Annotated in this window: 13 protein-coding genes; all 13 read right to left on the bottom strand. The window is 69.0% G+C overall.

The features are described from left to right. Window positions 1-15: 15 nt before the first annotated feature. From ACSQ86_RS01475 to hutC, 13 genes are read right to left on the bottom strand one after another with little or no spacing between them, the layout of a single operon-like run. Window positions 16-1,062, bottom strand: a complete 1,047-nt coding sequence (locus tag ACSQ86_RS01475) for a homocysteine S-methyltransferase family protein (RefSeq protein WP_093104365.1) — start codon at window positions 1,060-1,062, stop codon at window positions 16-18. Between the two features lie 53 nt (window positions 1,063-1,115). Beyond that, entirely contained in the window at window positions 1,116-1,925 is an 810-nt protein-coding gene (gene hutG / locus ACSQ86_RS01470) for an N-formylglutamate deformylase (RefSeq protein WP_436302436.1), read from the bottom strand. Continuing rightward, window positions 1,922-3,307: a formimidoylglutamate deiminase gene (locus tag ACSQ86_RS01465; RefSeq protein WP_436302435.1), complete on the bottom strand. Its 1,386-nt coding sequence runs from the start codon at window positions 3,305-3,307 to the stop codon at window positions 1,922-1,924. The genes hutG and ACSQ86_RS01465 overlap by 4 nt, the downstream gene beginning before the upstream one ends. A 12-nt stretch (window positions 3,308-3,319) precedes the next feature. Then, window positions 3,320-4,549, bottom strand: a complete 1,230-nt coding sequence (gene hutI, locus ACSQ86_RS01460; RefSeq protein WP_436308357.1) for an imidazolonepropionase — start codon at window positions 4,547-4,549, stop codon at window positions 3,320-3,322. A 3-nt stretch (window positions 4,550-4,552) separates the two neighbouring features. Next, window positions 4,553-5,167 (bottom strand): HutD/Ves family protein, encoded by a 615-nt coding sequence (locus ACSQ86_RS01455; RefSeq protein WP_436302433.1) that lies wholly within the window; start codon window positions 5,165-5,167, stop codon window positions 4,553-4,555. Then, window positions 5,164-5,832 carry an amino acid ABC transporter permease gene (locus tag ACSQ86_RS01450; RefSeq protein WP_093104373.1) on the bottom strand — a complete coding sequence of 223 codons (669 nt, stop codon included), beginning with the start codon at window positions 5,830-5,832 and terminating at the stop codon, window positions 5,164-5,166. The genes ACSQ86_RS01455 and ACSQ86_RS01450 overlap by 4 nt, the downstream gene beginning before the upstream one ends. A gap of 12 nt (window positions 5,833-5,844) precedes the next feature. After that, a complete protein-coding gene (locus tag ACSQ86_RS01445; RefSeq protein ID WP_436302432.1) occupies window positions 5,845-6,597 on the bottom strand; it encodes a transporter substrate-binding domain-containing protein in 753 nt (250 codons plus the stop codon). Between the two features lie 51 nt (window positions 6,598-6,648). Next, a complete protein-coding gene (locus ACSQ86_RS01440; RefSeq protein ID WP_436308356.1) occupies window positions 6,649-7,617 on the bottom strand; it encodes a tripartite tricarboxylate transporter substrate binding protein in 969 nt (322 codons plus the stop codon). Next, window positions 7,617-8,423 (bottom strand): phosphate/phosphite/phosphonate ABC transporter substrate-binding protein, encoded by an 807-nt coding sequence (locus tag ACSQ86_RS01435; RefSeq protein ID WP_436308355.1) that lies wholly within the window; start codon window positions 8,421-8,423, stop codon window positions 7,617-7,619. Before ACSQ86_RS01435 ends, ACSQ86_RS01440 begins: the two co-directional genes overlap by 1 nt. A 5-nt stretch (window positions 8,424-8,428) precedes the next feature. Next, window positions 8,429-9,433, bottom strand: a complete 1,005-nt coding sequence (locus tag ACSQ86_RS01430; protein ID WP_436292326.1) for an ornithine cyclodeaminase family protein — start codon at window positions 9,431-9,433, stop codon at window positions 8,429-8,431. A gap of 4 nt (window positions 9,434-9,437) precedes the next feature. After that, window positions 9,438-11,162 carry a urocanate hydratase gene (hutU, locus tag ACSQ86_RS01425; protein ID WP_436308354.1) on the bottom strand — a complete coding sequence of 575 codons (1,725 nt, stop codon included), beginning with the start codon at window positions 11,160-11,162 and terminating at the stop codon, window positions 9,438-9,440. Between the two features lie 36 nt (window positions 11,163-11,198). Continuing rightward, entirely contained in the window at window positions 11,199-12,749 is a 1,551-nt protein-coding gene (gene hutH, locus ACSQ86_RS01420; protein WP_436302427.1) for a histidine ammonia-lyase, read from the bottom strand. Between the two features lie 55 nt (window positions 12,750-12,804). Then, complete coding sequence (hutC, locus tag ACSQ86_RS01415) at window positions 12,805-13,557, bottom strand: histidine utilization repressor (RefSeq protein ID WP_093104383.1); 753 nt, start codon at window positions 13,555-13,557, stop codon at window positions 12,805-12,807. Window position 13,558 lies beyond the last annotated feature (1 nt).

Raw genomic sequence — 13,558 nt, 5'->3', positions numbered from 1 at the left:
GGGTGCTTCTTTACCTCAGGCCGCTTCGGGATACGCGGCCGCGCGATGCAGCGTGCGCCCCGCGAGCGGCGCCACCGAGCGCCCGATGGCGGCGATGTGGTCGGGCGTGGTGCCGCAGCAGCCGCCGACGATGTTGACCAGCCCCTCGGCCGCGAACTCGTGCAGCAGGCGCGAGGTGACCTCGGGCGTTTCGTCGAAGCCGGTTTCGCTCATCGGGTTGGGCAGGCCGGCGTTGGGGTAGCAGCTGATGAAGGTGTCGTCGGCCACGCGCGCCAGTTCCTGGATGTAGGGCCGCATCAGCGCCGCGCCCAGCGCGCAGTTGAGGCCGATGGCCAGCGGCCGCGCATGGCGCACGCTGTGCCAGAAGGCGGTCACGGTCTGGCCGCTGAGGATGCGGCCGGAGGCGTCGGTCACGGTGCCGCTGATGACGAGCGGCAGGCGCTCGCCGCTGGTCTCGAAGTACTCGTCGATCGCGAACAGCGCGGCCTTGGCGTTGAGGGTGTCGAAGATGGTCTCGACCAGCAGCACGTCAGCGCCGCCTTCGACCAGCGCCTCGACCTGCTCGTAATAGGACGCGCGCAGCTCCTCGAAGCTCACGTTGCGCGCGCCGGGGTCGTTCACGTCGGGGCTGATGCTGGCGGTCTTGGGCGTCGGGCCGAGGGCGCCGGCCACGAAGCGCGGTTTGTCGGGCGTGCTGAACTTGTCGCAGGCGGCGCGCGCGATGCGGGCCGATTCGAGGTTCATCTCGCGCGCCAGCTCGGCCATCTTGTAGTCCTCCTGCGCGATGCGGGTCGCGCCGAAGGTGTTGGTCTCGATCAGGTCGGCGCCGGCGGCCAGATAGCCTTCGTGGATGTCGCGGATCACGTCGGGGCGGGTCAGCGAGAGCAGCTCGTTGTTGCCCTTGACGTCGCGCGGAAAGTCCTTGAAGCGCTCGCCGCGGTACTGGGCCTCGCTGAGCTTGAAGCGCTGGATCATCGTGCCCATCGCACCGTCGAGGATGGCGATGCGTTCGGCCAGGATGCCGGGCAGTTGCTGGGCGCGGGTGTAGACGAGGGGCTTCATGCCCCGGATTGTAGAAAGCGCGCCATGGCCCGGCCCGCGGGCGGTTATCGGTTCTATTGCTCGACGAAATCGAGCACCGCCTCGATCATGCGCCGCACCTGCGGCTGCACGCCGGCCGCGACTTCGGGCAGGTAGTCGAAGGGCAGCTTCTCCTGCATGTAGCTGGCCTGCGTCATTTCGAGCTGTACCGCGTGCACGCCGGCGGCCGGGTTGCCGTACTGGCGCGTGATGTGGCCGCCCTTGAAGCGGCCGTTGAGCGCCGCGGTGTAGGCCGGGTTCGAGGTCGCGATGCCGAGCAGCGCGGCGGCCAGCGCCGGATCGCAGCTCGCGCCGTCAGCGCTGCCGAGATTCAGGTCGGTCAGCCGGCCCTCGAAGAAGCGCGGCAGCACCGAGCGGATCGAGTGCGCATCCCACAGCGCGATGGTGCCGTGGGCGGCTTTCAGGCGGTCGAGCTCGGCCTGCAGCTGCCGGTGGTAGGGGCGCCAGATCGCGTCGACGCGCGCTGCGATCTCGGCCTCGCCGGGCAGGTCGCCGGCGGCGTAGAGCGGGGTCTTGTCGAAGGTATCGACCGGGCACAGGCCGGTGGTGTCTTGACCGGGGTAGAGGTTCTGGTTGTCCGGCGGGCGGTTCAGGTCGACCACATAGCGCGAATGGGTGGCGACCAGCACCGAGGCGCCGAGCTCGACGGCGAAGTCGTAGAGGCGCTCCAGATGCCAGTCGGTGTCCGGCACATGGCGCGCCTCCTCGGTGAAGCGCGCCGCCAGCGCCGGCGGCACATGCGTGCCGACATGCGGCATCGAAATCAGCAGCGGGCGTGTGCCCAGCCGGAATCGGAAAGCGGGTTCGGTGGTTTCGAAGCTCATGGTGTTGTGAGAAGTTGCGTGCGCGCGGCGATGAACGCAGCCGCCGCTTGGGAATGAAGAGGATGGCGCCCGGCCGACACGCGCGGCCGGCCCGCGACCCAAACCGTGTCGACGGCACTGCTGCGATGGCTCGCGAACACATGGGCCGAGAGCATGTCGGCGGCGGACAGGCCGGCCAGCGACGGATGCGCAGCATCCAGCACCACGAAGTCGGCCTGCTGGCCGGGCGCGAGCCCGGCGACTGCGCGGCCCGATGCCTGCGCCCCGCCCTGCACGGCCGCCAGCGTCATCGCGCTCGCCACCGAAGGCTCGCCCGCATCGGCCCCGACATTGCGCTGGCGGGTCGCCAGCCGCTGGCTGTATTCGAGCATCATCAATTCCTCGGCCGCGTTGACGCAGGCGTGGCTGTCCGAGCCCACGCCCCAGCGGCCGCCGGCCCCGCGCCAGGCGCCGAAATCGAAGATGCCGTCGCCGAGGTTGGCCTCGGTGGTCGGGCACAGGCCCGCGACTGCGCCGCTCGCGGCGGCGCGCCGGTACTCGGCCGCATCCATGTGCGTGGCATGCACCAGGCACCAGCGCGCATCGACCTCGGCGTGGTCCAGCAGCCAGGCGACCGGGCGCTGGCCGCTCCAGGCCAGGCAGGCATCGACTTCGGCGGTCTGCTCGGCGATGTGGATGTGGACGGGCGCCGTGGCATCGATCGCATTCAGGCCCGCCAGCGCCTCGCGCAGGCCCTCGGGCGGCACGGCGCGCAGCGAGTGCGGCGCCAGGCCCAGCCGCGCGCCCTGCGCTTCGCACAGCGGGCGCAGGCGCTCGAGCAGGCGCAGCATCGAATCGGTAGCGCGGATGAAGCGGCGCTGGCCCTCGTTCGGCGGCAGCCCGCCGAAGCCGCTGGTCTGGTAGAGCACGGGCAGCAGCGTGAGGCCGATGCCGGTGCGCTCGGCCGCGCGCAGCAAAGCGAGCGCGAGTTCGGCGTCGTCGGCATAGGGCGTGCCGTCGGGCGCGTGGTGCAGGTAGTGGAACTCGCAGACCGCGCTGTAGCCGGCTTCGAGCATCTCGATGTAGAGCCAGGTCGCGATCGCCTCGACCTGCGCGGGCGAGATCTGCGCGGCGAAGCGATACATCAGCGTGCGCCAGCTCCAGAAGCTGTCCTGCGCCGCGCCGCGGAATTCGGTGAGCCCGCCGAAGGCGCGCTGGAAGGCATGCGAGTGCAGGTTGGGCATGCCGGGGATCAGGGGGCCTGCGGACACGGGCACGTCCCGGGGCGCCACGGCATCGGGCTGCACCTGCGTGAGCCGGCCCGCATCGTCCCAACTCAGCAGCACGTTGCGGCGCCAGCCGGTGGGCAGCAGCGCATCTTTGGCGAAGAGGGTCTTGTTCATCGGGATTTACTTCTATGCAATGCGTCCTTGCCGCACGATGCGCCTCGCCGCACGCCGGCCGAACCAGTAGGCCAGTTCCGCCACGTCGCGGGCGTCCCACAGCACGAAGTTGGCCGGCGCGCCGACGGCGATCACGCCGTGCGTTTCCTGCAGGCCCAGCGCGCGCGCCGCATGCACGGTCACGCCAGCCAGCGCCTCGGGCACGGTGAGGCGGAACAGCGTGCAGGCCATGTTCATCATCAAGAGCAGGCTCAGCGCCGGCGAGGTGCCGGGGTTGTGGTCGGTGGAAACGGCCATCGGCACGCCGGCCGCGCGCAGCGCCTCGATCGGCGGCAGGTGGGTGTCGCGCAGCGTGTAGTAGGCGCCGGGCAGCAGCACGGCCACCGTGCCGGCCTCGCGCATCGCGGCGATGCCCTCGGCCGAGAGGTGCTCAATGTGGTCGCAGGACAGCGCACCGTAGCGCGCCGCGAGCGCCGCGCCCCCCATGTCGGAGAGCTGCTCGGCATGCAGCTTGACCGGCAGACCGAGCGCCTGCGCGGCCTGGAACACGCGCTCGGTCTCGGCGAGCGAGAAGGCGATGCGCTCGCAGAACACGTCGACCGCATCGACCAGCCCTTCGGCCGCCAGCGCCGGCATCATCTGGTTGCAGACGAGCTCGATGTAGTCGCCGCTGCGCCCCGCGTATTCGGGCGGCAGCGCATGGGCGCCGAGGAAGGTGGTGCGCACCGTGACGCCGTAGGCCTCGCCCAGCCGCCGCGCCACGCGCAGCTGCTTGCGTTCGTGTTCGAGCGAGAGGCCATAGCCGGACTTGATCTCGATCGCGCACACGCCGTCGGCCAGCAATTGTTCGAGCCGCGGCGCGGCCTGTGCATAGAGCGTGTCTTCGTCGGCTTCGCGCGTGGCGCGCACCGACGAGACGATGCCGCCGCCGGCCTTGGCCACTTCTTCGTAGCTGGCACCCGCGAGCCGCATCGCGAACTCGTTGGCGCGCTGGCCGCCATAGACCAGGTGCGTGTGGCAGTCGACCAGGCCGGGCGTGACGAGTGCGCCGCCGCCCTCGTGCCGCGGCAATCCCGCGCACTCGGCCGGCAACGAGGCCGCGGCGCCGATCCATCGGATCACACCCTGCTCGACCACGATGGCAGCCTCAGTGTCCTCGGGCAGGTCTGCATAGCGCGAGGCGCCGGGCGCGAGAAGCAGGCCGGTCCACAGGCCGTCGGCGGAGGCAAGAGAAGATGGCATGGGTCAGGTCTCCGGGTTGTCCGCCTGTTCGTGGCATGGATCGAATCGAACGGCCAACAGCCGCGCATCGGCACCGTCGGGCCTCGCGTGCCAGGCATGCGGCGCATCGGCCCACCACAGGCCCTCGCCTTCGGCGCAGTCGATGATCGACATGCCATCGAGCTCCCACTGTCCGCGCAGCGCCAGCAGCATGCCGTGGGTCGCGCTGCCCAGCAGCGCCGCGCTTTCCAGCACCTGGAGCTTCGCATGCCAGCGCCCGCGGCGCGCCATCACGTTGAAGTCGCTCGACGCGCCGCCCAGCAGCGTACAGGCCAGCGGCAAGTCGCCGCTGAAGGCAAAGGGGTGGTGCAGGGTCGCGAGGCGGTGGTCGAGCGCGTGGCCGGCCGGGTCGGCCGAACGCAGCTGCACGCCATCGCCGGCCAGCAGCATGATCGTGCGGTCGATGCCCGGGAACACCGAGAACGGGCCGCTCGCGGCGATGGTGGCGATGGACAGGCGCCATTCGAAATCACCGAGCCCCGCGCCGGGCGGCCAGCAGGCGATCTCGCGCGTGCTGCCGCCGCCGTTCTTCCACGGCGTGACCGGCAAGGTGGCGGTATCGAAGCCGTGCAGGCTCATCGCACCAGCCCTCCCTGCCGCAGCCGCTGCTCGAAATGCCGCAGCACCAGCGTGACCGCGCCGGTCAGTGCGAAGTAGACGGCCGCGATGGCCAGGTAGAGCTCGAGCGAGCGGTACGACACGCTGATGATCTTCTGGCCTTCGTGCATCAGATCGTGGATCGTCAGCAGCGACACCAGCGCCGAGTTCTTGATGAGCGCAATGAACTCGTTGCCCAGCGGCGGGATCATGCGCACCACCGCCTGCGGCAGGATGATGTGGCGCATCGCTGCCGAGGGCCGCATGCCGAGCGACTGCGCCGCCATCGTCTGGCCGCGGTCGATCGACTGGATCGCGCCGCGCACGATCTCCGACACGTAGGCGCCCGAGTACACGCCGAGCCCGAGCACGCCGCACACGAAGGCCGGCAGCAAGAGCCCGAAATGCGGCAGCCCGAAGAACAGGATGAAGAGCTGCACCAAAAGCGGCGTGCCGCGGATCGCCGCCACGTAGGCGGTGCAGAGCGCGTAGAGCGTCTTGCGGCGCGGATCGAGCCGGCCGATGCCCACCAGAAGCCCCAGCACGCAGCCCAGCAGCAAGGCGCAGGCCGTGATCTCCACGGTGACCAGCGCGCCGCGCAGCAGCGCGGGCCAGCCCTCGAAAACCGGCGCAAAGTCCAGATCCATGGCGGTGCCGGTCTACTTCGCGGTGTTGCTGAACCACTTCTTGACGATCTGCGCGTAGGTTCCATCGGCCTTGAGCTTCTCGATGGCGCCGTTCACGGCCTTGGTGAGTTCGGGCGCGTCCTTGCGAATCGCCATGCCGTACTCCTCGGTCGTGAGCTGCTCGTCGAGCACGCGCAGGCCGGGGCGCGTGCGCACGTACTGGTAGGCGGCGGGCTTGCCGGTCACGGCCGCGTCGCTGCGGCCGATGTCGACGAGGTTGAACATCTCCTGGTTCTTCTCGACCTCGACCAGCTGCACCTGCGGATACTTCTCCTTCACGTAGCCGACCGACTTGGTGCCGACCTGCACGCTGACCTTCTTGCCGTTGAGATCGGCGGGCGTCTTGATGGCGGCATTGCCCTCCTTCACCATCGCGACCAGGCCGCCGGCGTAGTAGGGAATGGTGAAGTCGACCACCTTCTTGCGCTCGTCGGTGATGTAGATCGCCGACACGGCCATGTCGAAGCGCTTCGACACCAGGCCCGGCACCAGGCCCTTGAAGTCGATGTCGACCCACTCGATCTTGCGGCCCAGCGTCTTGCCGATGGCCTCGACCAGCTCGACGTCGAAGCCGGTGCGCTTGCCGTTTTCGACGAATTCCATCGGCGGGAAAGTGGCGTCGGTGGCGACCGTGAGCACGTTGTTCTGCGCCAGCGCAGAAGCCGTGGGGCCGAACGCGGCGAAGCCGGCAAGGCCTGCGATCAGGAGGTGGCGGCGAAATGGCATGAGAAATTCTTTCTTGGTGACGAGAGGGTGGATCGAAGGCTTGTTGCGTGCTCACTCGGGCTTGATGTTCTTCTTCTTGATCACATCGGCCCAGCGCGCGGTTTCCGTCTGGATCGTCGCAACGATCTGCTGCGGCGTGCCGCTGCCGGGCTCGAGGCCGAGCACGGCGAACTTCTCTTTCATCTCGGGCTTGGCCAGCACGCGCGCGCTTTCGGCGTTGAGGCGATCGACGACGGCCTTGGGCGTCGCAGCAGGTGCCATCAGCGCGTACCACGACACGGCCTCGAAGCCGGGCAAGCCCTGCTCGGCGATGGTCGGCAGCTCGGACATCGCGGCGGAGCGCTTGAGGCTGGCGACGCCGAGCGCGCGCAGCTTGCCGGACTTGACGTGCGGCAGCACCGCGGACATCGAACCGAACATCATCGTCACCTGCCCGCCCACCACGTCGTTCAGCGCCGGCCCGATGCCTTTGTAGGGAACGTGGATCAGCTGCAGATCGGCATCGAGCGCCATCAGCTCGCCGGCCAGATGGGCCTGGCTGCCCGCGCCGGGCGATGCGAAGCTCAAGCTGCCGGGCTTCTGCCTGGCGAGCGCCAGCAGCTCCTTCACCGACTTCGCCGGCACGGCGGCGTTCACCACCAGCACGTTCTCGACCGTCGCGAGCATCGCGACCGGCTGCAGCTCCGAGGCCTTGTACGGCAGCGCAGGAAAGAGGTTCGGGTTCACCGCGATGTTGCCGACCGGCACGATGCCGAGCGTGTAGCCGTCGGGCGCGGCCTTGGCAATCAGGTCGACGCCGATGTTGCCGGCGGCACCGACCTTGTTCTCGACCACGAAGGGCTGGCCCAGGATCTCGGTGAACTCCTGCCCCAGCACGCGGGCCACCACATCGGCCGGACCGCCCGGCGCGAAGGGCACGATCACGTGAACCGGCTTGGCGGGATAGGCCTGCGCGTGCGCCGCCAACGGCAGGGCGAGCAGCAGGGGCAACAGAAAGGCGAGGCGGCGCTTGATCATCATCAGAGTTCCTCGAACGGTGGAATGGCACGCTGGGCGATCGCCGCGAGGACCTCGTAGTCCGCGGGATCGGGGATGGCGAAGCCTGCAAGCAACAAGCGTTCCGTCACGGCTTCGAGTTCCGGTGCATCCGCCGCCGCGCGCAAGGCATCGCGCAGGCGCGCGAGTTCGTCGGACGCGAGCGCCGCCGTCGCAACCAGCGGCGGGATCGGCATCGCCTCGGTGCTGGCGATGATGCGCACCTGTTGCGCCGACGCGGGCTCGTTGTGACGCAGCAAGTCATGGTAGTAGCTGTCGAGCGGGCCGACGTCGATGCGGCCTGCGGCCAGGGCTTCGATGACGCCGCGTGCGTGGATGAGATTGCCCACCGCTCGGGCATAGAGCCGCGGCCCGTGCGTGGCGCGGTACGGCGCGAGATGGTTGCGGAAGGCGACGCCGCCAGACATCGAGTCGGCCAGCGTGTAGCCCACCACGCCGCCGAAGGTATCTTCGAGGCGTTCGTACTTCGAATCGGCGCGCACCACGATGTCGGTGAAGTAGACCGGCCGGCCCTCGTAGCGCGCCGGCGACGGGATCGGCGCGGCGACCAGCGCGGGCCGCGGCGCGCGCTGCGAGAACGGCAGGCCGCACATCATCGCGAGGCCCAGGTCATCGCGCGCCCACAGCGCCGAGAGCGGAGCCGGGGCGTCGTAGTCGATCACGTCCCAATCAAGCCCGGCGCGCGCGAGCGCCCACGCGAACAGCGCTTTCCAGTCGGCGCGCGCCGAGGCGGTGGCCGAGTACATGCGCGCGTTGGCGACCGGCATCATCGATCTCAGCGGAAGCGCAGCTGCTGTCCGAGGCCCATGGTCTTCGCCTTCGCGAGCATGGCGGAGCCGAGTGCGATGTCCGACAGCGAGAGGCCGCGGTGCCAGAAGAGATTGGTTTCTTCTTCGCTTTCGCGTCCGGGTTTGAGGCCGGCCACGATCTGGCCGAGCTCGGCATGCAGCGTCTTCTCGGACAACTTGCCGCTGTCCACGTGCGCGCGCAGCGCACCGAAGGGGCCGGCCTTGGCCTGGCCCCAGTCGTCCATCACCATCTTGTCCATGATGTCGGTCAGCGAGAGCTCGACCGCGCTCATGGTGCCGTAGGGAATCACGCAGGCGCCCTTCTTGATCCACTCGGTCTTGAGCATCGGCGCGGGCTTCTCGAGGCGCGAGGCCTCGACCACGATGTCGGCGCCGCGCACGCAGGATTCCCAGTCTTCGGTGACGGTGATCTTCATGCCGAGATCGCGTTCCAGGCGTGCGGCGAAGGCGTCGCGGCTCTCGGGCCGGCGCGAGTGCACGCGGATCTCGTCGAAGTGGAAGATCGAATGCAAGAGGCGCACGTTCCAGTACGAGGTGCCGCGCGCGCCGATGTGGCCGAGGATCTTCGAATTCTTGCGCGCCAGATGCTTGGCGCCGATAGCGGTGATCGCGCCGGTGCGCATGTCGGTGATGTCGGAGGCATCGATGATCGCCACAGGGACGCCGGTCTTCGGGTCGAAGAGGTTGAGCAGCGCGAGCTCCGACGGCAGGCCCACTTCGTAGTTGCGATAGAAGTCGCCCACCACCTTCACGCCCGCCACGCCGAGCGGCCGGATGTAGCCGCGCAGCACGTTGAAGTGGCCCGGGTAGTCCTTCTCGGGCACCAGGTGCATGCGCGGCTCGATGGTGGTCTGGCCACGACCCTGGGCCAGCAAGCCGTCCTCGACCGCGGCGACGATCTCGGCGTCGGTCATCGCCAGCGCCTGGACGTCGAGATGGTTCAGGTAGTGCAGGTAGATCTCGGACGACATCTCGTCAGCCCTGCTTGACCATCGGCAGGTTCAGCGCGTGCTTCTTCGCGGTGGCGACGGCCTGCTCGTAGCCCGCATCGGCATGGCGCATCACGCCGGTGGCCGGGTCGTTCCACAGCACGCGCTCGATGCGCTTGGCCGCGGCGTCGCTGCCGTCGCAGACGATCACCACGCCCGAATGCTGCGAGTAGCCCATGCCGACGCCGCCGCCGTGGTGCAGGCTGACCCAGGTCGCGCCGCCGGCGGTGTTGAGCAGCGCGTTGAGCAGCGGCCAGTCGGAGACGGCGTCGCTGCCATCCTTCATGGCTTCGGTCTCGCGGTTGGGGCTTGCGACCGAGCCGGTGTCGAGGTGGTCGCGGCCGATCACGATCGGGCCCTTGAGTTCGCCCGACTTCACCATCTCGTTGAAGGCGAGGCCCGCCTTGTGGCGCTCGCCCAGGCCCAGCCAGCAGATGCGCGCCGGCAGGCCCTGGAACGCGATGCGCTCGCGCGCCATGTCGAGCCAGCGATGCGTGTGCGTGTTCTCGGGGAACAGTTCCTTGATCTTGGCGTCAGTCTTGTAGATGTCTTCCGGGTCGCCCGAAAGCGCCACCCAGCGGAACGGGCCCTTGCCTTCGCAGAACAGCGGCCGGATGTAGGCCGGAACGAAGCCGGGGAAGTCGAAGGCGTTCTTGACGCCCTCGTCGAAAGCGACCTGGCGGATGTTGTTGCCGTAGTCGACCGTGGGAATGCCCATGGCCTGGAAGTCGAGCATGGCCTGCACATGCACCGCGCAGGACTTGGCGGCTGCCTTGCGCAAGGTCGGATGCTGCGTCACGTCTGCCTTCGCGGCCTCCCATTGCGCAAGCGTCCAGCCGATCGGCAGGTAGCCGCTCGCGAGATCGTGCGCCGAGGTCTGGTCGGTCACGAGGTCGGGCTTGATGCCGCCGGCCTTGGCGCGCTTCACGAGTTCGGGCAGCACCTCGGCCGCGTTGCCCAAGAGGCCGATCGACACCGCTTCCTTGGCGGCCGTGTGCTGCTTGATCAGCGCGATCGCGTCGTCGATGTCCTTGGCCTGCTTGTCGAGGTAGCGCGTGCGCAGGCGGAAGTCGATGCTGGCCTGCTGGCATTCGATGTTGAGCGAGACCGCGCCGGCGAGCGTGGCCGCCAGCGGCTGCGCGCCGCCCATGCCGCCGAGGCCTGCGGTGAGGATCCACTTGCCCGAAAGATCGTCGTTGTAGTGCTGGCGGCCGGCCTCGACGAAAGTCTCGAAGGTGCCTTGCACGATGCCCTGGCTGCCGATGTAGATCCAGCTGCCAGCAGTCATTTGGCCGTACATCATCAGGCCCTTGCGATCGAGCTCGCTGAAGTGTTCCCAGGTGGCCCACTTGGGCACGAGGTTGGAGTTGGCAATCAGCACGCGCGGCGCGTTCTCGTGCGTCTTGAACACGCCGACCGGCTTGCCCGATTGCACCAGCAGCGTCTCGTCGTCGTTGAGCTCCTTCAGCGTCGCGAGGATCTGGTCGAAGGAGGCCCAGTCGCGCGCGGCGCGTCCGATGCCGCCGTAGACCACCAGGTCCTGCGGGCGCTCGGCGACCTCGGGATCGAGGTTGTTCTGCAGCATGCGAAACGGCGCCTCGGTGAGCCAGCTCTTGCAGCTGAGCGTGCTGCCGCGAGGGGCGCGGACCACGCGGCTCGCGTCATGGCGAGGATCGTTCCTCTGGGCGACGAACTTGTCGGGTGCATTCATGGCGTAGTGTCCTTTCGATGACGGAGGAGCGGTGTGTCAGGCCTGGCTGGGCAGGATGGCTTGCAGGGCTTCGGGCCAGCGGCCCCGGCGCGCCCACTGGCGCATGGATTCGATGTCGGGCGCGAGGAAGCGGTCCTGGTCGATGAAGGCGACGCGCTCGCGGATGGTGGTGAATTCGGCTTCGACGAGCGGTGAACTCTTGGGGCCACGCTTCAACTCGATGCCTTGCGCGGCGGCCATGGCTTCGATGCCGACGACGACCGCCGTGTTCTCCACCATCTCGGCCAGGCGCCGGCCCGCGAAGGTGGCCATCGACACATGGTCTTCCTGGTTGGCCGAGGTCGGCAAGCTGTCGACGCTGGCCGGATGCGCGAGCGACTTGTTCTCGGAGGCAAGCGCCGCGGCCGTGACCTGCGCGATCATGAAGCCCGAGTTGACGCCGCCGTCGCGCACCAGGAAAGGCGGCAGGCCCGAGAGCCCACTGTCGAGCAGCAGCGCCATGCGGCGCTCGGAAATGGCGCCGATTTCGCTCACGGCGAGCGCGATGATGTCGGCCGCGAAGGCGACCGGCTCGGCGTGGAAGTTGCCACCGGAGATCACGTCGCCGTTGTCGAACACGAGCGGGTTGTCGGATGCGGCATTGGCCTCGATGCGCAGCACGCGCGCCGCATGCGCGAGGTTGTCGAGGCAGGCGCCCATCACCTGCGGCACGCAGCGGACCGAGTACGGGTCCTGCACGCGGCCGCAATCGGCATGCGAGGGAATGATCTCGCTGCCTTCGAGCAGCGTGCGCACCGCGGCCGCCACGGCGATCTGGCCCGGCTGGCCGCGCGCGGCATGGATGCGCGCATCGAAGGGCTTGATCGAGCCCTGGATCGCTTCGAGCGAGAGCGCGCCCGCCATCAGTCCGGCCGCGAACACGTCCTCGGCGCCGAACAGGCCGGCGAGCGCGAGCGCCGTCGACACCTGCGTGCCGTTGAGCAGCGCGAGACCTTCCTTGGGGCCGAGCACGAAGGGCTTGAGCCCGATGCGCGACAGCGCCTCCGCGCCGCCGATCACCGCGCCGTCGGGCGCCGTGACCTCGCCCTCCCCGATCAGCACGCAGGCCAGGTGCGCCAGCGGCGCCAGATCGCCCGACGCGCCGACCGAGCCCTTGGACGGAATGCGCGGCAGCAGGCCGGCATTGCCAAGCGCGATCAGCGCATCGACGATCTCGGGCGCGATGCCCGAGTGGCCGCGCGCCAGGCTCACGGCCTTGGTCGCAAGCACCAGCCGCACCACGCCCTCGGGCAAGGGCGCACCGGTGCCGGCGCTGTGCGAGAGCACCAGGTTGCGCTGCAGCTCGGCCAGGCGCTCATGCGGAATGGTGGTCTGCGCGAGCTTGCCGAAGCCGGTGTTGATGCCGTAGACCGTCTCGCCGGCATCGACGATCCTGCGCACCGTCGCCTGGGACGCGAGCAGGCCGCTGCGCGCCGACGGATCCAGCGCGAGCTGCACGCCGCCGGCATGCACGCGGCGCAGCGTGGCGAGGTCGACTTCGCCGGGGGTGAGTACCAGTGGTGGGAGGGAAAGGGAGGCGTTGTCCATGCGGGGTCCTGTCTATACAAGTAGGTGCGTGCGAAGCCGGTTCTGGATTCGCCCGTCAGCCAAAGCTGGGATTGCCGTCGGCGCGGAAGCGGCTGCCCAGCCGATAGCGCGAAGCGGGATGCAGGCAGCGCACCATCGTCACCGGCACGCTGCGCGTCCAGGTGCGGCGCGTGAGCAGCAGGCAGGGATCGGTCACCGGCATCGCGAGGCGCTCGGCCTGCTCGGCCGTGGGCAGCACCGCATCGACGACGTGCTCGATCTGGTCGAAGGGCACGTTGCGAACCAGGTACTCGCTGGGCGAGACGGTGGAGAAGTCCTGCTCCAGGAAAGTCGGCACGGCGTGCGGATTGACGTGGCGGTCTTCGAGCTGCACCGGGATTTCGTTTTCCAGATGCAGGCACACGGTATGGAAGACCGACTCGCCGGGCCTGAGGTCCAGCCACACGGCGACGTCGGGTGAGGCCGCGATGCGCTCGGCCACCAGGAATTCGCAGCGGTAGTCGTGGCCGCGCACCCGGATCTCGCTCGCGATGTTGGCGATCTGCAAGAGCGTCGACTGCGGCTTGTTCTCGGCCACGAAGCTGCCCACGCCGGCCACGCGCACGATGCGCCCCTGCTCCACCAGCTCGCGCAGCGCGCGGTTGACCGTCATGCGCGCGACGCCGAACTGCGCGACCAGTTCGCTCTCCGACGGCAGCCGATGGCCGGCCGGCCAGGAGCCGTCCTGGATCTTGTGCGTGATGAAGGCCTTGACCTGCTCGTACAGCGCGAGTGCGGGCTGCGGCGGCTGGGCCTTGCGTGGGTTCATC

This window comes from Variovorax sp. LjRoot130 (assembly GCF_964253755.1).
Taxonomy (GTDB): domain Bacteria; phylum Pseudomonadota; class Gammaproteobacteria; order Burkholderiales; family Burkholderiaceae_C; genus Variovorax.
The sequence above is the reverse complement of the archived record's forward strand: the minus strand, read 5'-3'. Positions and strand labels throughout refer to the sequence as shown.